Raw genomic sequence first — 22,760 nt, forward strand, 5'->3', positions numbered from 1 at the left:
AATTGGCAACAAAAAAACCGGACTGTATCCGGCTTTTTTTGATATTAATAGGTTCTCTTTTTTTTGCCGCATCCGCAGCCTTTTTTCTTCACTTTTTTTGAGAAAGTGGACTGATGATTGCTGGAAGCGTTCGTTAATCGGCCTTGCTGCCTTCTTTTCACTTGTCTCATTGCATTCCTTCCTTTCTCATGCTTATACGCCATTATATGAGTCTTCTTTTCATAAGTTGCCAATGATAAATCCCCATTCAATCGAGCCATTTGGACACGATCGTTTCCAGTACCCCAGCAAGGCCTGCTATGGCAAGCAGAAGAATCAGCCATTCGGCAATGGTCGGAACAAATGCGTAAAGAACAAGCAAAAACGCGGTACACCACACACCCGTGCACCAATAACAGCTCAACAGCTCGCCGATCCACGCTCTCACGCCTTTTCCTTTCATGACAAGATACGTCTCGGTCTCTCCCGTTTTTTCGTTTTTTTCTTCAACCTCTTCGTGAAACAGGCTTCTAAACGGCGCCATGATCGTATCAAACACGACCAGCCGTGTCAGCCGAAATACCGCGATAGAAAATAGAATATATAAAAGCCAGCTTTGTATCACAGGGCTCCCCCTTTCCTGCTTCCAAATATATGCCGGAACCGCCTTCCCTAAAACAGCAAATTTGGGTGCTGAAATGTATGTTTTCCTCATTCCGCTAAGTTACCGGTCTGCATTTAATAAAGTGTGGATAAGAAAGGAGTGAAAGTTATGTCGTTTCATGAAAAAGCCGAAGCGCTGTACGCAGAAACATTTGACGAATTATACCGGGAATATGACCAGCTCATTGAAGTGATTGATTCCGAACATGTCACTGTAAACACGGCAAACATAACAGCAGCTCTCTCTTTACAAGCCACTGTGATCTCTTTGACGATTTTATCGGCTCAGCTTGCGATCGAAGACGAGGATACAGCAGACATCGTAACAGAACATGTTTTAGCCGTACACAGGCTGCAAAGCAGGAGAAGAGTCATCATCAAAGTCATCGGCAGCCGCAATGTCACCATTACGCTTTCCTCGCTGGAGATCCTGCTTTCCGTCCAAGTTTTAACCGAAGTGCTGATCGCGCTTATCACAGAGCTTGACATACTTTAAGCCTTCCTTTCTTTCTAATATTTTTTGAGAAATTGAGGTGAAAAACAATTGGCAGATCGCGAAAAACTTAAAGCGGAAGTAAATCCGCTGACAAATACGCTTGTGCAAAATATCCTTAGAAAACACGGCGTTTCAAAAGACAATGTGCGAACGCTGTCTGAGGAAGAAAAAGAAAACATCTTAAAAATACTCGAAGATTTAAAGGCGCAGTCCGAGGCTCTCATCCAGCGGCAGCAGGAAAAGAAGAAAGAAGCGAACAATGAATCATCATCACAATCCGAAGAACGCCCGAGACGAAGAAGAGAACGTTCAGGTAAAAATAAATTAAGAGAAAAGCTGAGACAAAGAAGGCAGCAGGAGAACACCGCCCAAACCGAAGAAAAAAATGGGGATTTGGAGTAGGGTATCTGCCATATACAAGTTCGAGCCTTCAAACATTTAATAATAGTAAATGGAAGGAGGAAAACAAATGGAAACTAGACCATATTCTTGGGTTGCGCTAGATCCAGAATGCGAGCATCCGGGAACTGAGTATTATCCGAGACACCCTAAGAAACACGTTTGTGACGATTACAACTGCAAGTGCGGTAAACACGATGCATTTATCAATCAGGAGCTCGACCAGCTCAACCTGAACAAACAGCTATCAGATGAGACAATCATCATCAAGGATTCTTGCGATATCCGAGTCTCTACAGAGGATACTCAAGTTGTCGCATCTGTTATGACTGCGGTGCAGACGGCAATTGTTACAATCGTTCTGGCAATCATTGACGATGCTGATCTTGCCGAGCTTGTATCACAAGACTTGCTGCAGGTAACAGCAAACAAGCAAACAAACCGTCAAAAATTAATTATCGACAATTCACGCGATGTCACAGTTACAACAGAAGATACCGATGTCGCCGTCTTGGTCTCTACAGCTGTCCAAACGCTTACCGTTGTTATCGCAACACTTATCGTCGGACTCCTTTAATACAAAAAAGCAGAGCCATCAAGCTCTGCTTTTCTTCATTTTTATAGACGATTACCCACACCAACAAGGGCACGGGTACATATGTTGTTAAAGACTAAAGTCAAATATCCCTATAAAAAGGAGCTGAAATCCATGAGCTGCGGAAAACATCATGGCCGGCATGAAAATTGTGTATGCGATGCAGTAGAACAAATTATAAAAGAACAGGATGCAGTTGAAGAAACATGTCCGACGAGCTGCTTCGGCAATCTGCTGAGTCCGACGGTTTCCGGTAAAGACACCATTCCGTTCCTTTTGTACGACAAAAAAGGCGGTTTATTTTCAACATTTGGAAATGTCGGCGGATTTTCAGATGATATGCAGTGCTTCGAATCGATTTTCTTCCGGGCAGAAAGTCTAAAAGATTGCTGTGCAACGCTTTCAATCCTGAGGCCTGTGGACATAAACGGCGACACATTAAGCGTCTGCCATCCTTGTGACCCTGACTTTTTCGGGCTTGAGAAAACGGACTTTTGCATCGAGGTTGACTTGACTTGTTTCTGCGCGATTCAATGTCTGTCACCTGAACTAGTTGATCGCGCAGCAGACAAAAAACACAATCAGCACCACGGTTAAAAGGTGTCGGACTGCATCAAGCCGGCCGTTATAATCGGCTTGATGCCAGTCTTTTCACGAAAGCTGCCGGCTTTCGGCAGCTCCTTTTACCAATAGAAAAGCCAGGCCGAAAAATGAATTTTTAAATCCTGAACTAGGAGGGATCATAACATGACGAAATGTTCAGCCGAAAACTGCGTGTGCGAAGCCGTTGAAAACATTCACGATCTGCAAAACGCCATTGAGGAAGAAGGCTGCCCGACAAGCTGTTTCAGCAACCTGCTTTCCCCTTCGAGACACTTAGGCGACACCATTCCGTTTATTTTATACACTTCAAAGTCTAAGCCGTTCGTAGCCTTTGGAAATGTCGGAGAGCTTCAGGCAGGCCCTTGCTTCAGCACCGTGTTTTTCAGAGTTGAAAAGATTGACGACTGCTGCGCTACATTGAGACTGTTGATTGCCTTTGATGAAAATCGCCGCGTTCTCGATTTCACAGAAGATAAAGACAAAATTTGCGATGTGTTCCGCTTGGAAAAAACAAATTTCTGCATTGAAGTGGATCTGGAATGCTTCTGTGCGATCGAATGCTTAAATCCGCAACTGATCAATCGTTCAAATTAAAAAGTCCCTGAATCGGGACTTTTTTTATCGTGTAATTTAAAAGCCAAGCGGGTGCAAGGAAGTAATACTCTCGATCGGCAGTTCCGCCGGAGCCCCTTTGCTCGACGTTTTGACAAATACGGAACCGCCTTTCTTTCCGGCGATCGTTCCTCTGTATGTCTTCCCGTCTGCTTCAATGAGGCAAAGAGTTTTCGGCATATTGCCGGGAAGGCTTGCCAAAAAGTCGATTTTCTCGGCGATGGTCATCTTGCTGAGCGGCTTTTTAATCGGTTTGACTCCTTTTTCGGACCGATTCGCCTCATCGCTAAGCACCGCTTCGGCGCCGTCCTTTTCGTCTGGCCGGACGGCTTCATCCTGCTGTTCCTTTCGCCGGGCTTTTTGTTCGGAAGCGTCGGGTTTTGCTTTCTTCTTTCTTTTAATCAGAATATCCTGCATGTTCGCTTCTGCCTTATCATAGTCCGGCTGCACAATATACATGAGCGGCTTTTGCTCCGCATCGTTTTTTCTGCTAGACATCTTGATCCCTCCGATCTGTTCATGGTATATCTATATGCAAAAAAGGAGAAATCAGAAGAAAAGAAAAAGCAATCCTTTAACGGATTGCTTTTTAGCGTTATGTTATCGCGCGATGATATGATAGCCTGAATCAACATGCAGGTTTTCGCCGGTCATACCGCGGGAAAGGTCGCTGAACAGGAAAGCAGCCGTGTCGCCGACTTCTTCCGGAGTCGTCGTGCGGCGAAGCGGTGCGCGTTCTTCGATTTCTTTTAAAATCGAGTTGAAGTCGCTGATTCCTTTTGCGGACAATGTCCGGATCGGCCCTGCGGAAATGCTGTTGACGCGGATTCCGTCTTTTCCGAGATCGCTCGCCAAGTATTTGACGCTGGCATCAAGTGATGCTTTCGCAACACCCATGACATTGTAGTTGGATACAACGCGCTCGCCGCCAAGGTATGTCAGCGTGACGATGCTTCCGCCTTCAGTCATAATGCCGCGCGCCGCTTTAGCGACCGCTGTCAGTGAGTAAGAGCTGATATTGTGTGCGAGCAGAAAACCGTCGCGGGTGGTATTTAAGTATTCTCCAGCCAAGTCTTCTTTGTTTGCGAAAGCGATGCAGTGTGCAATGCCGTGGATGACCCCGACTTCTTTTTTGATGTCGGCGAAGCACGCTTCAATTTCCTGGTCATTTGTGACATCACAAGGAAGTACGATTGAATCGTTCCGCTCCAAAGAATCGGCCAGCTCCTTGACCGATTTTTCAAGCCGCTCACCCGCATACGTAAAAATCAGTCTTGCGCCTGCATTGTGAAGCGAGCGGGCGATTCCCCAAGCGATGCTTCGTTTATTTGCTACACCCATGACGACGATATTCCGGCCTTCCAGTGATAAATTCATATGTATGAAATCCTCCTAATGATTAACATTTTATTAGTACCTGATCATAATATATAGTATCACAATTAATAGCAGGCTGACAATTTCAGAATATAAAAAGCGGCAGAGACCGTTTTTGATGTCTGCCGCGATATTAATTCATTTTTATTGCGGGACTACAGTTCCAACCCTGCATTGGATATCTTTTGATATGCAAAATGGTTGGTCGGTCCGTGGCCGGCTCCGAAATCAAGGCTGTGTGCAACCGCTTCGTGGACGAAAGCCTCAGCGATGCGGAAAGCTCCTTGAATGCCGTTTCCTTTCGCTGTTTGCGCGGTAAGAGCGGCGGCAAATGTGCAGCCTGTTCCATGGGTATTTTTCGTCTTAATATAGGTGTTCGTTTTTTCCGTGAACACCTCTCCATCGAAGAGGAGATCGGTTACTTTGCCATCCTCGGGCTGATGCCCTCCCTTGATGATAATGTTGCGGACGCCCATTTCATGCAATTCACGAGCCGCTTTTTTGCGGTCTTCCATTGTTTGAATGCTTCTCCCTGTCAGCACTTCGGCTTCGGGTATGTTCGGCGTTACCGCATAAGCAAGCGGAAGCAAGTGCCGTTTCAATGTTTCAACTGCTTCCTCATTCAATAGTGAAGCGCCGCCTTTGGCGATCATGACAGGATCGACAATCACACGTTTAAGCTCGTATGTTGCAATTTTTTCAGCAATGACCTCAATCATCTCCGCGCTCCACAGCATCCCTGTTTTCACGGCGTCAGGTTTTAAATCTTCCGCCACTGCATCAATCTGCGTGCCGAGTGCTTCCGGAGATAGCGGGTAGACGCCGTGAACCCCTGTTGTATTTTGCGCAGTGACCGCTGTCAAAGCCGTCATGCCAAAGACGCCAAGCTCCTGAAATGTTTTAATGTCGGCTTGAATGCCGGCGCCGCCTCCTGAATCCGACCCGGCGATTGTTAATGCTTTGTATATGCTCATGATGTTTGCACTCCCTTCGGCCTTTAGCCAATCCACCTGTGATATATCGTTTTCGCGCGATTGATATCGTTCGTTCCGTGAATCAAAGCGCGTCCGTCCCGAAAAATCACGAACTTAAAATCCTCCGTACGGCAAGATAATAAATAAGGATTTCCCGTCACATCCAAACCGGCTTTTTTTAATCTGGCGGCAAGCGGCTCCAGCTCCGGCGGCTGTTCCGCGGCCGGCCTGATCTGAACCGTTTGTCTGCCGCAAAGAACGGCTGCTTTTGTTTCGTTTTCAGCTGAAAGAAACGGAAACGCGCCTTTTCCGCACGTCGGACACGAGCCATGTTTAAGCGCGTCAGCCCGGACTTCAGAGCGCTCATTTGTCCAAATATCAAATGAGCGAAGCATTCCTGACGGTTCATGCCCTGTCAGCAGCTTCAGGGCATCTGTTACCTGGTAAGCGGCAACCTGCTGAACAACCGGACCGATCACCCCTGCTGTGTCGCACGTCATGGTATTCGCGGGCAAATGCCCCAAAAGACAGTGAAGGCACGGCGTTTTCCCCGGAATGACGGTATATGTGATGCCATAGCTTGCGACACACGCGCCGTACAGAAAAGGGATGCCTAACTTGACCGCCGCATCGTTCATGATCAGCCGCGTTTCAAAATTATCGGTCGCATCGACGATCAGGGATGCTTTCTCCGCAAGCTCGAGCGCTTTTTCCGCGGTAACATCTGCTACAATGCCGGTCACTTGAACAGAGCTGTTGATCAGGCGCAGCCTTTTTTCGGCAGCGGCTGCCTTTGGCATATGATCAACCACATCCTGTTCCGTATAGAGCTGCTGGCGCTGGAGATTGCTCCATTCCACATAATCCCTGTCGGCAATCGTCAGCGAACCGACTCCGGCCCTCACCAGCATTTCTGCGCTGGCCGCGCCCAATGCCCCCGCACCGATCACCAGGACGCGGGCGCGACTTAATTTTTCCTGGCCGTCCGGTCCGATCGGGTGAAAAAGCTCCTGTCTTGAATACCTGCCGGTCAAATCGTCAACTTCCCTTCTTCAGGACTGCTGGCGATGCCGTAGTTCTTTTCCGGAATTCGTCCGGCAAGGTATCCGAGTCTGCCCGCTTCAACGGCGAGCTTCATAGCCTTCGCCATTTGGACCGGATCTTTCGCCCCGCTCACTGCCGTGTTCAAAAGCACTCCGTCAGCGCCGAGTTCCATTGCGTATGCCGCATCTTTCGGAGAACCGATTCCGGCATCCACGATTACGGGAACCTTAGCCTGTTCAATGATGAACGACAGGTTAAGCGGATTGACGATTCCCTGTCCCGAACCGATTGGAGAGGCCCCGGGCATAATGGCGTGTACGCCGAGCTCTTCAAGCTTTCTCGCAAGGACGACATCGTCCGATGTATACGGCAGCACAATGAAGCCTTCTTCAAGCAAGGCTTCTGACGCCTTCAGCGTTTCTACCGGGTCAGGCAGAAGCGAACGGTCACAGCCGATCACTTCGACTTTGATCATGTCGCAAAGACCACTCGCTTTAGCAAGCTTGGCGATCCGGACGGCTTCCTCAGCCGTTTTTGCTCCCGCCGTATTCGGCAAAAGCGTATAACGGCTTAAATCAAGCTGCTCCAAAAAATTAGGCTGAGATTCTTCAAAAATATTCATCCGTCTGACGGCAAAGGTCAGGATCTCCGATTCAGATGCACTGACAGCCTCTTTTTGAATTTCAAATGACGGATACTTCCCTGTACCGAGCAATAATCTTGATGAGAATTGACGATCTGCGATTTTTAACATAACGGTTTATCCCCCTCCGACAAAATGAACGATTTCGATGACATCGTGTTCTTCCAGTTTGACTGTTTGATATTGGTCTTTTCCGATAATCTGCCTGTTTCTTTCAACAACGACAACACGATTCTCCAAACTGTAGGATGCGAGTAAATCGTAAATCGTGCCGCCGTCATCTCTCCACTCTATTTTCCGGCCGTTGAGCTGAATGTTCACCTGTGCACAGCCTCCTTTCGCTCCGCTTTAAACGCCTCGGCCCACTCTGTTTTGACCGGATTGCCGAGGATCATGTCAGCTATCATCTCACCGGTTGCAGGTGCCAGGAGGATGCCGTTTCTGAAATGTCCGGCAGCAAACAATATCCGGTCATTTTCAGGGTGTCTGCCGATATATGGATTGCCATCCCCTGTTTCCGGGCGCAATCCGGCCCAGCATTGGTCGATGTTCATGGATTCAATGTCAGGGAGCATCGACTTGGCCTTTCGGATCAACTCCTCGATTCCGCCAAGTTCCGGCTGTTCATTCCAATCCCCGGGCTTCATTGTCGCGCCGACGACAAGCTTTCCGCTATGGCGCGGAACGATGTAGCAATGATCATGGTAAAGCGTCCTCGTCAAAGGGATGCCGTCATTCCACACAGACAGGCACTCCCCTTTGACAGGATAAAAGCTTTTGTCTATGCCGATCTGTTTAAAGAAAGCACCGCTCCACACACCGCTTGCAATGACAACGTGCTCCGCCTCCGCGGTGCATGAAGCAGCAGTGACGCGGACGGCCCCCGCTTCAGATTCGATCGATAAAACGGGGGTAAACTCGAAGACCTCGGCACCGAGAATCCGGGCCCCCCTGGCAAATGCCCTGCACACTGCGGCCGGTTCGACATGGATGTCGTCCCGAATGAAATTAGCGCCGAGAATCCCTTTTCCGGCATGCGGTTCCAGCTCATATACTTCAGCGGCTTCAAGCCATTCCACTGAATCCAGTGCAGCCATTTGCATCAGGTGTTCGCGGTCGCTTTCTGAAAATGCCAGCTTTAATATCCCTCCGTCATGCTTTCTGATATCGATGCCGCTTATGTCTTTCAATTCGCCCGTCAGCCGCTGATAGGCTTTTTGGCTGACTCTGGCAAATTCGAAAAAGGTACCGGGTTTATCGCATTCCGCATGGGCGCCGAGCATGCCCGCCGCCGCGCTCGTCGCTTTTTTGCCGACTTCTCCGCTTTCAAACACGGCCGTTTTTTTCCCCGCTTTCGCAAGATGGTAAGCGATGGATGTCCCGATGATGCCTCCGCCGATCACGATCGTATCATAGCGCTTTCTCATATGAATCTCCCTTCGCGAGACAGGCAAGCCGCGCGGCCGCCTCATCCGGTCTGTCATGAGAAAAGATCCCCGACATCACGGCGATGCCGTCTGCCATTTTGACTTCCGCCAGTCGTTGTTCGGTGATACCCCCGATCGCAATGACCGGAATGCGGACAGCCGCCTTCACTTCAGCCAGACTGAGAGCTCCTCTTCCTTTCCGGCCCTTTTTACAGTCCGTTTCAAAAATGTGGCCGAACAGCACGTAATCTGCACCTTCAGTTTCAGCCTGAACCGCTTCTTCTGGCGAATGGACGGACTTTCCGATTTTCAAATGCGGAAAACGGCTCCTCACACTTTTGACGGAAAAGCCGTGTGAAGGCAGCTGAACCCGGTGAATGTGATGAAACAAAGCGATATCAACCCTGTCGTTGATGATCAGTTTCCGCTTATCAACCCCTTCTTCGGCAAGGCGGTCGATTAAACTTGATATTTCACTTACTTTTTTTGATCTTTCCCTGATATGGATAAAGTCAACGGCATTTTGAATCGAGATGATTTTTGCAGCAAGCTCTTCCACAGAGTGCTTGTCATCGGTGATCGCGTGCAGATGCAAGCTGATCCACCCCGCTTTTTGACCAGCTTTCTTTTTGGTAGGCCATATCCCAGAAGCTGTATTCGTAGAAGCTGGAGATGACGAAGTTCTCCTTCATCTTCGCGCGCGTTTTCTCATCGGCGTTTTCAGCCAGCTCATCGAAGCGGTTGATCTGTTCTGTCACAAGTTCTTTAAACCAGTCGCCTCCGTATGTCGCGATCCATTCCTGATAAATCGCGCTGTCAGGCCTGCACGTTTTTAACGTCTCACCGACGTCATAATAGAGCCAATAGCAAGGAAGCAAAGCGGCCAGTATTTCCGCAAAACTGCCGCTCACGACAGAACGGTACATATGCGATGTGTACGCATACGCTGTCGGCGACGGCTGAAACGACTCCAGTTCTTCCTTTGTGATTCCCAATAGATCGGTGAATTTCCTATGGAGCGACATCTCGGCTTCATATGTGCCTTTCGCGTGTTCAGCCATCCGGCTTGTCGTATATAAATCGCGAGCATATGCCGCACCAAAGGATTGGACTTTGGCAAAGTGGGTCAAATAGTAGGAATCCTGCATGACATAGTATTTAAATCGATCAACCGGAAGTGTGCCGTCTCCAATCCCTTGAATAAACGGATGGACAAAACTGCCTTCCCACCATTTTGCAGCGCTGTTTCGACATTCTTCTGAAAACTTCATTTCGAGGCTCCTCCTTCGATTCTGAACATAAAAAAACCACTTTCCCGCAAGGAAAGTGGTTTGGAATTTGCATAAATACATACTCAAATACCGTGCCACTTCCCTACGCAGGTTTGAACCTGTTCAGGTTATGAGGGTCTAAAAGTCACACTTTTATCTCAGCCCTTATCAAGGACTCCCCTAGTGGAAAACATTTCTTGTTCATTCAGTTTATACTTTTATCTTATCACGAATTGCAAAATGGTCAAGCATCAGTCTCCAAGCGTTTTTCTCAATTCCGCAATATATTCGCGCGAACCGGTGGCGATCAGCCTGTCACCCAATTGCAGCCTTGTATCCCCGTGGGGCACGATGCTGTCCACCCCGCGGAAAATTCGGACGAAGATAACATCTCCCGTAAACGGAAACTCCCTTAACAGAACACCGTCAAATCGCTCATTGCTCATATTGATCTGATACAGCGACGCATCCTGGTTCGTCAGGAGTTTCATAACGCCAGGCGCCTCGATAAGCGCGCGCAGCAGCGTTTTTGTAGAAAGCAGAATGGAGAATGTATCAATTCCGTTATCTTTCAGTCTGGATTCGGCGTCTGGAGAATCTGCGCTGGCGATAATTCTCGCGACTTTCTGCTCCTTCGCAAAAAGTGCGATCCCTGTATTGCGCTCTTCGCTGCCAGTGGCCACGACGAGTATATCCGTTTGGAAAACGCCGAATGATTGAAGCGTCTCGTATTCATAATCAGGCAAAACTTCAACATCAAACACCGGGTCCGCCAGATTTTCTTCCTTTTTTTCCTGCCGGACATGCAGGATTCTGACGTGATAATCTTCCGGAGAAAGTTCGAGCGTGACTGGCAGCGTCATTTGATTTGCGCCGATAAAGGTGATCGTCTTTTTCTCTTTTTCGCTTTCCGTTTTCGGCATTAATTTTTTAAAGCCGGTCGGTGTGATGATGCATGTAATGACAGCGACCAGAATCAGCGCGCCGGACATCTGCGCGTCAATGACGCCGATGCGCTCGCCGATCGTTGTCGCCGCGATCACCAAAGAAAGCGTGGAAGTCAGGAGAAAACCGGAAGCCAGCACGGTTTTCATGTCATACCACTTTTTCAAAAACAGCACCGGAACGACTTTGCTGATTAACAGAGCCACAAACAGAAGCGGGATCATCACTAAAATTTTCGGATTGCCAAACAGCGACCAAATGTCCAATTTGACGCCCGTCATCACAAAGAAGATCGGGATGAGGAATCCGTATCCGAATGAATCGAGCTGCTGAACGAGCTCCTTGTTCGGCGAAAGCAGCGAAACAAGCACCCCGGCCAAAAACGCGCCAAGTATGTTTTCTGCACCGAGCGACTCGGACAGCGCCACAAGTACGATGATCAGCGTAAATATCGCCCTTGTGCCGATCTGGATCGTTCCTTTTGACAGCACTTCGACAAAAGGCCGCTTTTTAAATACCCTTCCGAACAGGTATAAAACGACGCCGGCGGCAAATAAGATCATCAGCAGCCACATATTGCTGTTTTCGTCCCCGTAGATTGAGGCGAACACTGCAAGCAGAATCATCGTGACAAGATCGGCAATGACGGCGACAAGCAAAATAATCTGGCCGATATTCGTCTTCATGAGACGCTCTTCTTTCAGCGTCGGAACGACAACCCCGAGCGAAATTGTCGAAATGATCAGCGTCATTAAAAAGGCGTTGTCAATAAATCCTGCCATGACAAAGCTGTAAGAAAGGCCGAGCGATAAAATAAAGACGGCAATAAAGATGACCGAAGCCGTTTTAAATGTATTCGGCGCTTCCTTTCCGCTTGGAAGCAGCTGCTTTTTCTTTCCTTTTTCAAATGCGGAAAAATCGATTTCAAGCCCGCTTAAAAACATTAAAAAGATAAATCCGAGCATCGATAAAGTTTCGAGCCATGTATCGTGCTGGGCGACCAGATCGAACCCGCTTTTTCCGATAATAAGACCCATGATAATTTCAGCGACAACCACCGGTATGCTTAACCTGAAACGGTGCAGCAGGATGGGCGTTAAAAATGCGATAATCAGTACGACAACTAAAGATGAGACAGATGTGTGCTCCATAAACTGGTACCTCCTCTAAAACCGGTTTCCGGGTATGATTAGCGTTCCCTTTTTTAAAAATAAAAGGGACATCTTTTTAGACATTTTCATGTGGGAAAAGAACCGTCTGAACTCTTTTCTCACAGGTGTAAAAATCGATTTTAACAATGCTCGCTCAGAAAAAAAAGTAATATGCCTGATTTTCTCCGGCGAAAGTCGCTGAAGCTTGATTTATATATGGACTGGGCAATGTATATACATACGCAGACAGGAGGCAGAAAACGCATGAAATATGATGTAATCGGCGATATTCACGGGTGCTATGACGAAATGATTGCGCTGATTGAAAAGCTCGGTTACTCGCTGTCATCGGGGTTTCCCGTTCATCCGGAAAACAGAACACTTGTCTTTCTCGGGGATTTAACAGACAGAGGGCCAAAATCGCTGGAGGTCGTTGAATTTGTAGGACGGGCCGTTGAAGAAGGAGCTGTGCGATATGTGCCCGGCAATCACTGCAATAAGCTGTACCGTTTTTTCAAAGGCAATCCGGTGAAGCTGCAGCACGGGCTGGAGACGACGGCGGCGGAATACAGAAACCTTCCGAAACATAAACAGAAGGATATCAGAGACCTTTTCATGCGCCTTTATGAAAACGCCCCGCTTTATGAGATCCTGCATAACGGCGAACTTGTCGTCGCACATGCCGGCATCAAAGCGGAAGACATCGGCAAAAAGCCTGTCGGAAAAGTAAAACAGTTTGTGCTATACGGAGATATTACAGGAGAAACGCTGCCTAACGGACGGCCGGTCAGGCGGGACTGGGCCGCTCATTACAAAGGCGATCCGTGGGTGGTGTACGGCCACACTCCTGTCAAACGTCCGCGAATGATACATCATACGATCAATATCGATACCGGTTGTGTATTCGGCAACAGGCTGACCGCTTTCAGATACCCCGAACTGACAACCGAATCTGTCCCCTCTTCATTGCCTTATGATGAGTCAAGATTCCGTTTGGAGCCATAAAAAAAGAGAGCTTAATTCAGCTCTCTATCAACTGACTCATATCATGCGGAACCGGCGCTTGAAACGTCAGCTCTTCCATTGTGAAGGGATGAAAAAACGTCAGCGTCTCACTGTGGAGCGCCTGCCGATTAATGAAGCCGCGGGTTCCTCCGTACAGCGTATCACCGCACAAAGGATATCCGATATGACTCATGTGAACTCGGATCTGATGGGTTCTCCCGGTTTCCAGACGGATGGAGACATCCGTCATACCGCTGAAGCGCCTGTTCACCCAAAAATGCGTCACCGCTTTTTGCCCGTCGGGGATCACCGCACGCTCGATGATGCTCGATGATTTTCTGCCGATTGGCGCATCGATCGTTCCCTGCTCTTCTGCGATCAAACCGTGGACGACCGCCCGATATTGCCGTTTGACGGCTCCCTTTTTTTGCAGTCCCGATAAAAGCGAGTGGGCGAAGCGGTGCTTGGCTACAAGCATGACACCCGATGTGTCGCGGTCAAGCCTGCTCACCAGGTGAACGGTCGCGCGCACGCCCGTCCGCTGGTAATAATGAATCAGACCGTTCGCCAAGCTGCCTGATGGATGCTCGCGCGAGGGAATCGACGACAGGCATGGCCGTTTATTTAATACGAGGACATGGTCATCTTCGAACAAAATATCAAGCGGAATTTCTTCCGGGCGCAAAGATTCGCTCATTTTTTCCGGAGGGAACTGTATGACGAGCTCGTCCCCTTTTTGAAGAACGTATCTGACCGTTACATGCCCGCCGTTTACCAAAAGATCCCCGCCGCCGAATTTGATGTCCGTCAGCATCCTTTTTGAAATGCCCAGCCGCTGGACGTATTCTTTCAAAAGAACCCCGCTGTCCTTTTCTGTTATGATCTGTTTCATCAAAAAATCGCTCACAGCAAACCTTCCTATTCTCCTTTTCCGATAAAGGAATCCTGGACCCTTTTCCAAAACGGAAACGGCCGAAAGCGGGCAAACCTGATATTTTCGTTTGCGACGCGGCATTGAATTGACTTGACGTCTTTATGCAGCAATGTCAAATGGTCAATCGCGACTTGAAACGTCACATCATTAATCGGTTTAATTAAACAAGTGTGGTGCTCAGGCAGAATGAGCGGCGATCCGACCGTGCGAAACACCCGGTTGTTGATCGACGCCATTTCAGCCAGCTGGACCGCTCTGATGGACGGATGAATAATCGCACCGCCGAGCGCCTTGTTATATGCCGTGCTTCCCGATGGGGTCGATAAGCAAAGGCCGTCGCCGCGGAACGTTTCGAAAAGTTCCCCTTTAATTTCGACATCTGTCACAAGCGTCCCTTCGATGCTCTTGATCGTACATTCGTTCAGCGCCAAATATCTCGCTTCATCGCTGCCGTCATTGTAGCGGACGATAACTTCCAAAACCGGATATTCAACAATTTGATACGGCGTTTTCGCAATCGCGATTACGAGTTTTTCAATCTCGGTCGGCACCCAGTCGGCATAAAAGCCGAGATGTCCTGTATGAACCCCGACAAAGGCCGTTTTGTCGAGGCGGCCGCTGTATTTGTGAAATGCGTATAAAAGCGTTCCGTCACCGCCGACGGAAATGACGATATCCGGCTCTTCTTCATCGCATTCAAGACCGAAGTCGAGCAGATATGTTTGAATTTTGCTTTTTAATGAATCGGAAACATCATTTCCTTTGGACGATACCGCAAACTTCATCATTCCATCTCCTTTCCCCTAACCGTCATCCTCATCCTTTTTCTTGCGTGAAAATGCCACGTGAGCCTCCTGAATCTCGCCCCTGATCTCGGACATTTCCATATCGAGCCTTGATGCTGCTTCAGAAGCTCTTTGAAGCCTTAATTTTACTTTTTCCGGAATGTTGCCGCTGTATTTATAATTTAAAGAATGTTCGATTGTCGCCCAAAAATTCATCGCCAGCGTCCGGATTTGAATTTCAACCAAAATCTGTTTTTCCCCGTTGATTGTCTGCAAAGGGTACAGCACGACGAGGTGGTAGGAGCGGTAGCCGCTCTCTTTATGTTCCGCGATATAGTCGCGCTTATCCACGACCGTGAAGTCCTTTCTCGCCAGAAGCATATCGACGACAATGCGAATATCCTCAAAAAATTGGCACATGATTCTAAGCCCGGCAATATCTTGCATGCTTTCAATGTTGTGCAGAGGAATGTTTTTCCGCTTGGCCTTCTCAAGAATACTCGGAACAGGCTTCACCCGCCCTGTCACGAATTCGATCGGCGAATGTTCCTCCTCGTATTCGTAAAGGGTCCGGATCCCTTTCAGCTTCACTTTCAGCTCTTCAACAGCCTGCCGGTACGGCGCTAAAAATTGCTCCCATTGTTTTTCGTCCATAAACCTTCCCCCAATTTCATCGCCTTTTTTTCTAGAGGAATATCCGTTTCACTCTCTCTTCCATTTCTTCGCCATAATTTGCATTATCTTTAATATTCTCTATTAAATATCCGAGCTCATCATGGAACCCGTTAAGCTCCAGCTCCGTGTTTCCGATATGTAAAAACACAGGAAGATTGGCGTCGAGGGCCGCTTTAAGATCGGACCAGATGCCTTCGTTTAAAATGACGTATTCAAAGGAATCGTCCTGTTCAAGTATGTATACAAATGCAAAATGATCGGAGTCTGTCAGCATGCGTCCGGCCGGTTTCCGCTCCGCTCCGTCATTGATTTCGCTGGTCAACACCAGCCGGTCGTTTCGCAGATTGGCTTCTGTAATCTCAATTCTGTTCTGCATAATGCTCTCCTTTACAATAAAAGTACAGATTCATTTTATCATATCAGCTTCAATATTGATAAACGTTCCTTCTCAAGAGATAATAAGGAAAATGCAATTTTACCAGCTGAGAGGATGAAAAAATTAAAGAATGAGCCAGGAACTTGAAATCGAATTTAAAAATATGCTGACAAAAAAAGAATTTGAGAAAATCAAATCATATTATCAATTTACTTCCGAGCAATTTGTTATACAAAAAAACCATTATTACGATACGTCCTCCTTTTCTTTAAAAGAAAAAGGAGCGGCTTTAAGAATTCGCGAAAAACAGCAGCGATATGTACTGACATTAAAAGAGCCGGCACCTGTAGGTCTGATGGAAACCCACCAGGAGCTGACCGGGAATCCCGAATTTGAAACGTTCACGATTCCGCATGGACCGGTATACGATCGCCTGAAGCGCCTCGGCATTCAACCGGACGAGCTCATCCTTTTCGGAACGCTTGCAACAAGCCGTGCAGAAAAAAAATTGCCGCAGGGCTTAATTGTTTTGGATCACAGCCGATACTTAATGGTAGAAGACTTTGAAGTTGAATTCGAAGTGACAGACTATGAACGCGGAAAACGGGATTTCTCTGAACTGCTGAAATCGTTCGGCATCCCTGAGCGTGAAACCAAAAATAAAATCGTCCGATTTTATGAACAAAAACTTAAAGATCAATAAGGTGGGAAAACAATGAACGTCAACCATTTGGCCGCCCTCTTGGAACTCCAGGCGATACGGTCGTTTTATCCGGCTTCAGACAGCGGTCCCGAAGATGCTGGTTTTGATTTCAGCTCGATTTTAAACCAATATTTAAGCAATGTCGGCGGTTTGGAGTCTTCACAGCCCGCGGTTGTTCCGGCCGTGTCGACAGGGTCTCAGCTCCAGGCGCCGCTGACAGCCGAAAAGCCTGCGGCAATTGCGGCCGTCCCATCTGCCGCAGCGAAACCCGTCTCTTTCGGCGGCCAAAATCAGAGCATTGACCAGATCATCAAAAACGCCGCAGAAAAATACGGAGTCGATGAGAAGCTGATTCATGCCGTCGTCAAGCAGGAATCGCGCTACCAGGAAAAAGCGGTCAGCCCGGCCGGCGCCATGGGCCTGATGCAGCTCATGCCGTCAACGGCGAAAGCGCTTGGCGTGAATAACGCTTTTGACCCCGTACAAAATATAGAAGGCGGAACAAAATACTTAAAGCAGATGCTCGATAAATACAGCGGGAATGTGAACCTCGCATTAGCGGCCTACAATGCCGGACCGGGAAATGTCCAAAAATACGGAGGCATTCCCCCTTTTAAAGAAACGCAAAATTATGTAAAAAGAATCACCTCAAATTACTATGCTTAAGCCGGAAAGGACGCTTTCCGGCTTTTTTTGTCCTCATTTACTTCCTCTTTGATCCTCCCGGTATTAAAAATACACATTTAAGAAGCGAATATGATATGATATTTGAAACAAAATCAGCGATTTTCGCCCGCAGGCAGAAGTCGGTTTGTTTGTAGAAATGGAACGAGGTTGCTAAAATAAGTATATACAATCGTGAAATAATAAATGATGCACAAGATAAATATTTTTTTGCAATAGGAATCGGTATATTTTCCTATTAGCCATATTAAAAGGAGTAGTCAACATGGGACAATCGTTTAACGCACCTTATGAAGCGATTGGAGAAGAGCTTCTATCGCAACTTGTTGATACTTTTTATGAGCGTGTAAAGCGGCATCCGCTGCTCTACCCGATTTTTCCGGACGACTTAACGGAAACGGCAAGAAAACAGAAGCAATTTTTAACGCAATATTTAGGCGGTCCGCCGCTTTATACAGAAGAACACGGACACCCGATGCTGAGGGCGCGGCACCTGCCGTTTCCAATCACACCGGAACGGGCGGACGCATGGCTTTCGTGTATGAAAGAGGCAATGGATCATGTCGGTTTAAAGGGCGAAATAAGGGAATTTCTTTTTGAAAGGCTGACATTGACAGCCAGACATATGGTAAATCAGCCTAAAATGGAGGATGGTTCACATTGACACTAAATCAGCGTGACCAATTTTTCTCCCATTGCCATGGACATCCGCAAAAACCGATGGAAATTTATATGTTTGTCGACCCTTTGTCTCCTGAATGCTGGGCTTTGGAGCCGGCGATCAAAAAGTTGAAAATCCGCTACGGCCGTTTTTTCACACTAAGGATCATCGCCGCATGCAGCATCACAGCGCTGAACGTTCAGAAACGTAAAAAGCACCGCCTCGCAGAGGCATGGGAAAAGATCGCATGCAGATCAGGCATGTCTTGTGACGGGACGCTCCTGCATGACAAAGCGCTCTCCGCACCATACCTCGCTTCACTCGCTTTAAAAGCGGCGGAACTGCAAGGCAGAAAAGCAGGGCTGCAGTTTTTGAGATGCATGCAGGAAAGCCTGTTTCTCAATCGGCAGGATATCACCGAAGAACAGGTGCTGCTGGCGATCGCAGAGCATACACAGCTCGATCTGGAGGAATTTAAAAGGGATCTTCATTCGCAGAGCGCCGTGAAAGCCCTGCAATGCGATTTGAAAATCGCTGCCGAAATGGAAGTGGCATCTGTCCCGACTCTTACGTTTTTTAACAGTCTCCGCGAAGGAGAAGGCTTAAAAGTAACCGGAAATTATTCATACGAGATTTACGAAGAAGTATTGTTTGAGATGCTCGGCGATGAGCCGAAGCCTTCACAAACACCTCCGCTCGAACTTTTTATCGAATACTTTCAATTTGTAGCCGACAAAGAAATTGCCGTCGTTTACGACTGGACGCTGGAAGAGGTGGAACGGGAAATGAAAAAGCTCGCGTTCGCCCGCAAAGTCGAAAGAGTGGAAGCGAAACACGGCATGTTCTGGCGCTATATAAACGGACATCATGATGCCGGACCGCTTTATCAATGCGAAAAATAGCACGGGTTTCTCCCGTGTTTTTTTTCGCGCTAAAACGAACGCACGTTCCTTTTTGAAGCAGTAAGAAACCGCGCCGGGATAAGCGCGGTTTCTAATTATGTCTTAACGACAACAAAGGGGATGGGAGAAATTTTTCACGGTCAAACAAAGGGGTAAATGTTTGTTTGTGATCAATTTCACATCTTTATAATATCAAATCATGTCGAGTTTTGACAACTGATTTCATTAGTTTTCACATTTTTGTCACAAAAACATAAAAAATAGATGTCCATCATATGATCAAAGTAACAAAGAAAACGAGCCCGCCGCACGTTGCCATACCGCGATTTATGCGAACTGGCGCCCGGTTTTGCTGCCTTTTTGCGCATCGTCTCCCCCTGTGAAATTTTATCAGTCCTTAGGAGGGTTTTTATGCTTCAGATCATTTTAGGACTTGCATCAATATTATTTTTTTTCGTCTTGAATATTTTAGGTTTGATGAATATGTTTCCCCTTTATATTACGTCCCCTCTCTTATTTATATCAATCCTTTTCACGCTCAGCCGCCTCAACCACCGTAAAACATTTAAAGGTTTTTGACCTCATCGCGAACAAGGCTGCCGGTATGACCGGCAGCCTCTTCTATATACTCGCCTATTATGAATGATTGACTTTTTGCAAAAGTTCTTCCATTTCGTTCAGCTGCTCTTCAAACTTTTTGCACGCAGCTTCGATTGGCTCCGAAGAGGTCATATCAACACCGGCTTTTTTCAGCACTTCAATCGGATAATCCGAGCTACCCGCTTTCAAGAACTCAATATAGCGGTCAACAGCCGATTTGCCTTCTTTTAAAATCTGCTGACTGAGTGCCTGAGCTGCACTGAAGCCTGTCGCATACTGATACACATAATAATTGTAATAGAAATGCGGTATTCTTGACCACTCAAGACCGATTTCCTTATCAATCTCAATATTGTCACCGAAATATTTCTTATTCAAATCATAGTAGATGCTCGTTAACAGCTCAGGTGTCAGCGGTTCCCCTTCCTGGGCTTTGATATGGATCTCATGTTCAAATTCGGCAAACATCGTCTGTCTGAAAACCGTTCCTTTGAAGCCTTCAAGCATATGATTCAAAATGTAGAGCCGCTGTTTTTCATCGTCGATTGTATTCAGCAAGTATTCTCCCAAAAGTGCTTCATTCGTCGTAGAAGCTACTTCGGCTACGAAAATGCTGTAGTTTCCGTACGGGTAAGGCTGATATTTTCTCGTATAGTAGCTGTGCACGGAATGGCCGAATTCATGGACGAGCGTAAACAAATTATTGACGTTGTCCTGCCAGTTCATCAAAATATACGGATTTGTTCCGTAAGTTCCTGAAGAATAAGCGCCGCTTCGTTTTCCTTTGTTTTCATACACATCGACCCAGCGGTTGTTCAAGCCTTCTTTCAGGATGGATGAATATTCTTCCCCTAAAGGCGTCAAACCTTTTAGCATATAGTCCTTTGCCTGCTCGTAGGTAACTTTCATTCCAGAGTCCTTTACCAGCGGAGTATACAGGTCATACATGTGTACCTCATCAAGCTCAAGCACTTTTTTTCTAAGCTCAACATAGCGGTGAAGAAGCGGGAGATGCTTGTTGATCGTGCTGACAAGATTGTCATAGACTTCTTCAGGAATGCTGTTTCGCGACAAAGCAGCTTCCCGCGCCGATTTATAATGTTTAACCTTCGCATAAAAGTTGTCTTTTTTCACAGCTCCGCTGAGCGTGGAAGCGAGCGTGTTTTTAAAGCGGCCGTATGTTTCGTAAACCGCCTTGAATGCCGCGCGGCGGACATCGCGGTTCTCGCTTTCCAAAAAGGTGACATAATTGCCGTGTGTGAGCTGTACCTTTTCTCCATTTTCATCGGTGATCTCCGGAAATTCCATATCGGCGTTATTCAGCATGCCGAACGTGTTGGAAGAAGATGAAAGAACATCAGACGCTTCGGCCAAAATTCCTTCCTCCTCCTCGCTCAGTACGTGAGGACGCTCTTTATTGATTTCTTCGAGAGCATGCGAGTAAAGCTTTAACTCCTCTTTTTCCAGCAGGAACTGCTGAAGCTTTTCTTCCTGAATCGATAGTATTTCCGGCACCATGTAGGCCGTCGCGCTCGCTGCCTGGGTATAGAGGTTGGCCGCTTTATCATTGAGACCTTGGTAAAAAGAATTTCCAGTATCCTGATCATAGCGCATGTGAGCGTAAGTATACAGCTTCCCGAGACGCTCCATCACCTTATCCTGATAAGTCAGCGCTTCATATAGATCATCGGCGGAATGGCCGAGCCTGCCCTTGAATTCGGAAAGCTTGGGCAGCAGTTCTTTAACGGCTTGAAATTCCTCGCTCCAAGCATCATCTGACGGGAAGATATCCTCAAGTCTCCACGTGTCTTCTTGCTTCACCTCTTCTCTTGAAGGCAGTTTCTTCGATTTTTTTTCTTCAGCCACTGTCAATCCCCTCGCTTTCTTTACTCCAAGTCCATTGTTGTCCAATAAACTTGTATTGTGTTTATCTTCTGTTTTTTCACCGTCTTTTGTCAAATCATATGCGAAAAAAAAGACGCAAAATCCCGCCGTTAAAAAATAAAATACATATCTTTTGATCTGAAACAGCCCGGACACCACCTTCCTTTCTTTAGGTTGAACGAAAGGCTTGATAATCATTCGGAAAAATAATGTTCATCCCTTTTTAACAGCGTCTCCAGCCGCGGCTCCGGAGCAACAGGACCCGCGGAATAATAAAATTCCTCTTTCCTCTCCAAAAATCCTTTTTTATGCAAAAAACAAATGTATTCACAAACGGCATCAGCAGCCGTTTGCTGCCCGCTCCATCTCAGCTTCAGCCTTTTGCCCTTTACGAGCCAGTCCATATAATGAACCGCAGACTGCAGGCGAAACGTATCATGCTTCGTTATAAATAAGAAAAGGTACCCTTGCCACACATAAACCGGGTGGGCAAAAATATAGCCTGACGGCACCGGGAGAAAGACTTCTGAGGGGAAAAACGGGAGCGGGAGCCGGTACTTTCCATAAAAGAGCGCGGCCATCTGCTTCGCTTCTTTTGATAAAAAACGCACGGTCGACATTCGAAAGCTGCGGATGTTTTCTTTCCAACCTTTAAGCTGGAGAGGCGAACAGTTTTCCCATGCGGTTAAATCATGCCAGCCTGCTTCAGCAAGTGGGAGAAAACGCAAGGATGCGGATGTTTTGTTTGTTTGAAAGGGAATCAAGTGTTCGAGGATGATGAAAGCCTTTTGTTCGGGGCAAAAAAACAGGAGCTTAGGAGGCTTATCCCTTTTCTGAGCGAACTGCCAGTGAAACCCTGAAAGCTGAAAAAAACTCCCCGCCAAGCGTCTTACCCGGTTACCGCCCAGAATCCACAACGGCTCGATTCCCAGTTTGAGAAAGCCGTCCGTTCTTTTTCGGTACGCTGCCGCATCGAGATTCGCACATTGAAATTCAACTGCAACCTGGCGGGTTCCGTATTCCAGAAGCAAATCGGGCCTTTGTCTGATCTCTTGCAAATACGGTTCAAGCACCGGGCGGAAGCCTTGTCTGCCGAGCCATTCGTACAACAGCCGTTTTCCTTTCAGGTGATAGGAGCTCTCCGGTTCATGTTGCACCGGACATGCTGCACCCGGCTTATGAGCGAAGTGTGGAAGCTTGACGGCACCGACTTTCAGGTCGAGTTCACACCGGCAAACCGGACAGTAAAATAAATGTCGTTTTCTCAATCGCTTGAGATCTTCGGTTTTGTATCCGTCGGCAAGACAGATGATCTCTTCTTGATCGATCATTGCACTGAACATATTGTCTCTCTCCTTCCTGTTTGATCAAG

General features: G+C 47.3%; 29 protein-coding genes and 1 riboswitch. Of the genes, 11 read left to right on the plus strand and 18 right to left on the minus strand.

Annotated elements, in window-relative coordinates; genetic code table 11:
- Positions 1-44: 44 nt before the first annotated feature.
- Positions 45-170 (minus strand): hypothetical protein, encoded by a 126-nt coding sequence (locus M1D90_RS15250; protein WP_254926386.1) that lies wholly within the window; start codon positions 168-170, stop codon positions 45-47.
- A gap of 77 nt (positions 171-247) precedes the next feature.
- Entirely contained in the window at positions 248-604 is a 357-nt protein-coding gene (locus M1D90_RS15255) for a DUF1360 domain-containing protein (protein WP_003180704.1), read from the minus strand.
- Positions 605-751: 147 nt separating this feature from the next.
- Here M1D90_RS15255 and M1D90_RS15260 point away from each other — a divergent pair, with 147 nt between their 5' ends.
- From M1D90_RS15260 to M1D90_RS15280, 5 genes are all read left to right on the plus strand, one after another.
- Positions 752-1,138 (plus strand): spore coat protein, encoded by a 387-nt coding sequence (locus M1D90_RS15260; protein WP_003180700.1) that lies wholly within the window; start codon positions 752-754, stop codon positions 1,136-1,138.
- Positions 1,139-1,186: 48 nt separating this feature from the next.
- Entirely contained in the window at positions 1,187-1,540 is a 354-nt protein-coding gene (locus tag M1D90_RS15265) for a hypothetical protein (RefSeq protein ID WP_003180698.1), read from the plus strand.
- 67 nt (positions 1,541-1,607) lie between these two features.
- On the plus strand, positions 1,608-2,114 hold the full coding sequence (locus M1D90_RS15270; RefSeq protein WP_003180696.1) for a spore coat protein: 507 nt from the start codon (positions 1,608-1,610) through the stop codon (positions 2,112-2,114).
- A gap of 132 nt (positions 2,115-2,246) precedes the next feature.
- Positions 2,247-2,729: a CotY/CotZ family spore coat protein gene (locus M1D90_RS15275; RefSeq protein ID WP_003180694.1), complete on the plus strand. Its 483-nt coding sequence runs from the start codon at positions 2,247-2,249 to the stop codon at positions 2,727-2,729.
- 150 nt (positions 2,730-2,879) lie between these two features.
- The gene (locus tag M1D90_RS15280; RefSeq protein ID WP_023856676.1) at positions 2,880-3,329 is read left to right on the plus strand and encodes a CotY/CotZ family spore coat protein; all 450 of its coding nucleotides are present in this window, start codon (positions 2,880-2,882) and stop codon (positions 3,327-3,329) included.
- A 36-nt stretch (positions 3,330-3,365) separates the two neighbouring features.
- Here M1D90_RS15280 and M1D90_RS15285 read toward each other — a convergent pair whose 3' ends face one another.
- From M1D90_RS15285 to M1D90_RS15330, 10 genes are all read right to left on the minus strand, one after another.
- Positions 3,366-3,845: a CotO family spore coat protein gene (locus M1D90_RS15285; RefSeq protein WP_023856675.1), complete on the minus strand. Its 480-nt coding sequence runs from the start codon at positions 3,843-3,845 to the stop codon at positions 3,366-3,368.
- A 102-nt stretch (positions 3,846-3,947) separates the two neighbouring features.
- Positions 3,948-4,724, minus strand: a complete 777-nt coding sequence (fabI, locus tag M1D90_RS15290; RefSeq protein WP_003180687.1) for an enoyl-ACP reductase FabI — start codon at positions 4,722-4,724, stop codon at positions 3,948-3,950.
- A gap of 155 nt (positions 4,725-4,879) precedes the next feature.
- Positions 4,880-5,698: a bifunctional hydroxymethylpyrimidine kinase/phosphomethylpyrimidine kinase gene (gene thiD, locus M1D90_RS15295; RefSeq protein WP_106070976.1), complete on the minus strand. Its 819-nt coding sequence runs from the start codon at positions 5,696-5,698 to the stop codon at positions 4,880-4,882.
- Positions 5,699-5,721: 23 nt separating this feature from the next.
- A complete protein-coding gene (locus M1D90_RS15300; RefSeq protein ID WP_105980879.1) occupies positions 5,722-6,732 on the minus strand; it encodes a thiazole biosynthesis adenylyltransferase ThiF in 1,011 nt (336 codons plus the stop codon).
- Positions 6,729-7,496: a thiazole synthase gene (locus M1D90_RS15305; protein ID WP_020450957.1), complete on the minus strand. Its 768-nt coding sequence runs from the start codon at positions 7,494-7,496 to the stop codon at positions 6,729-6,731. The genes M1D90_RS15300 and M1D90_RS15305 overlap by 4 nt, the downstream gene beginning before the upstream one ends.
- A 6-nt stretch (positions 7,497-7,502) precedes the next feature.
- Entirely contained in the window at positions 7,503-7,706 is a 204-nt protein-coding gene (gene thiS / locus M1D90_RS15310; RefSeq protein ID WP_020450956.1) for a sulfur carrier protein ThiS, read from the minus strand.
- A complete protein-coding gene (gene thiO, locus M1D90_RS15315) occupies positions 7,703-8,812 on the minus strand; it encodes a glycine oxidase ThiO (protein ID WP_105979040.1) in 1,110 nt (369 codons plus the stop codon). The genes thiS and thiO overlap by 4 nt, the downstream gene beginning before the upstream one ends.
- Positions 8,796-9,407 (minus strand): thiazole tautomerase TenI, encoded by a 612-nt coding sequence (gene tenI, locus M1D90_RS15320; protein ID WP_023856672.1) that lies wholly within the window; start codon positions 9,405-9,407, stop codon positions 8,796-8,798. Before tenI ends, thiO begins: the two co-directional genes overlap by 17 nt.
- Positions 9,382-10,083, minus strand: a complete 702-nt coding sequence (tenA, locus tag M1D90_RS15325; protein ID WP_020450953.1) for a thiaminase II — start codon at positions 10,081-10,083, stop codon at positions 9,382-9,384. Before tenA ends, tenI begins: the two co-directional genes overlap by 26 nt.
- 83 nt (positions 10,084-10,166) lie before the next feature.
- Positions 10,167-10,275, minus strand: a riboswitch (TPP riboswitch).
- A 59-nt stretch (positions 10,276-10,334) separates the two neighbouring features.
- Positions 10,335-12,179, minus strand: a complete 1,845-nt coding sequence (locus M1D90_RS15330; protein WP_023856670.1) for a monovalent cation:proton antiporter family protein — start codon at positions 12,177-12,179, stop codon at positions 10,335-10,337.
- Positions 12,180-12,443: 264 nt separating this feature from the next.
- Between M1D90_RS15330 and prpE the strand changes: the two genes are divergently transcribed.
- A complete protein-coding gene (gene prpE / locus M1D90_RS15335; protein ID WP_195536180.1) occupies positions 12,444-13,184 on the plus strand; it encodes a bis(5'-nucleosyl)-tetraphosphatase PrpE in 741 nt (246 codons plus the stop codon).
- Positions 13,185-13,200: 16 nt separating this feature from the next.
- Here prpE and M1D90_RS15340 read toward each other — a convergent pair whose 3' ends face one another.
- From M1D90_RS15340 to M1D90_RS15355, 4 genes are read right to left on the minus strand one after another with little or no spacing between them, the layout of a single operon-like run.
- A complete protein-coding gene (locus M1D90_RS15340) occupies positions 13,201-14,076 on the minus strand; it encodes an RluA family pseudouridine synthase (RefSeq protein ID WP_456283510.1) in 876 nt (291 codons plus the stop codon).
- Positions 14,077-14,102: 26 nt separating this feature from the next.
- A complete protein-coding gene (locus M1D90_RS15345) occupies positions 14,103-14,903 on the minus strand; it encodes an NAD kinase (protein WP_023856668.1) in 801 nt (266 codons plus the stop codon).
- Between the two features lie 18 nt (positions 14,904-14,921).
- Entirely contained in the window at positions 14,922-15,557 is a 636-nt protein-coding gene (locus M1D90_RS15350; protein WP_003180661.1) for a GTP pyrophosphokinase, read from the minus strand.
- Between the two features lie 31 nt (positions 15,558-15,588).
- The gene (locus tag M1D90_RS15355; RefSeq protein ID WP_003180659.1) at positions 15,589-15,954 is read right to left on the minus strand and encodes a UPF0738 family protein; all 366 of its coding nucleotides are present in this window, start codon (positions 15,952-15,954) and stop codon (positions 15,589-15,591) included.
- A gap of 130 nt (positions 15,955-16,084) precedes the next feature.
- On the opposite strand from M1D90_RS15355, the gene M1D90_RS15360 reads away from it, so the two are divergent.
- The 5 genes from M1D90_RS15360 (at position 16,085) to M1D90_RS15380 (ending at position 19,483) form a co-directional block, all read left to right on the plus strand.
- The gene (locus M1D90_RS15360; RefSeq protein WP_020450948.1) at positions 16,085-16,657 is read left to right on the plus strand and encodes a CYTH domain-containing protein; all 573 of its coding nucleotides are present in this window, start codon (positions 16,085-16,087) and stop codon (positions 16,655-16,657) included.
- Between the two features lie 12 nt (positions 16,658-16,669).
- A complete protein-coding gene (locus M1D90_RS15365; protein ID WP_020450947.1) occupies positions 16,670-17,323 on the plus strand; it encodes a lytic transglycosylase domain-containing protein in 654 nt (217 codons plus the stop codon).
- Positions 17,324-17,606: 283 nt separating this feature from the next.
- Positions 17,607-18,005 carry a globin domain-containing protein gene (locus tag M1D90_RS15370; RefSeq protein ID WP_003180652.1) on the plus strand — a complete coding sequence of 133 codons (399 nt, stop codon included), beginning with the start codon at positions 17,607-17,609 and terminating at the stop codon, positions 18,003-18,005.
- Positions 18,002-18,904, plus strand: a complete 903-nt coding sequence (spxH, locus tag M1D90_RS15375) for a protease adaptor protein SpxH (RefSeq protein ID WP_003180650.1) — start codon at positions 18,002-18,004, stop codon at positions 18,902-18,904. Before M1D90_RS15370 ends, spxH begins: the two co-directional genes overlap by 4 nt.
- A gap of 411 nt (positions 18,905-19,315) precedes the next feature.
- Positions 19,316-19,483, plus strand: coding sequence for a hypothetical protein (locus M1D90_RS15380; protein WP_023856663.1), 168 nt, complete (start codon positions 19,316-19,318; stop codon positions 19,481-19,483).
- A gap of 57 nt (positions 19,484-19,540) precedes the next feature.
- On the opposite strand, the gene pepF is transcribed toward M1D90_RS15380, so the two are convergent.
- Both pepF and M1D90_RS15390 read right to left on the minus strand, forming a co-directional pair.
- Positions 19,541-21,370, minus strand: a complete 1,830-nt coding sequence (gene pepF, locus M1D90_RS15385) for an oligoendopeptidase F (protein WP_324250906.1) — start codon at positions 21,368-21,370, stop codon at positions 19,541-19,543.
- 212 nt (positions 21,371-21,582) lie between these two features.
- Complete coding sequence (locus M1D90_RS15390) at positions 21,583-22,731, minus strand: competence protein CoiA family protein (protein WP_195536176.1); 1,149 nt, start codon at positions 22,729-22,731, stop codon at positions 21,583-21,585.
- Between the last annotated feature and the right edge of the window lie 29 nt (positions 22,732-22,760).

This window comes from Bacillus sp. JZ34, assembly GCF_053903205.1.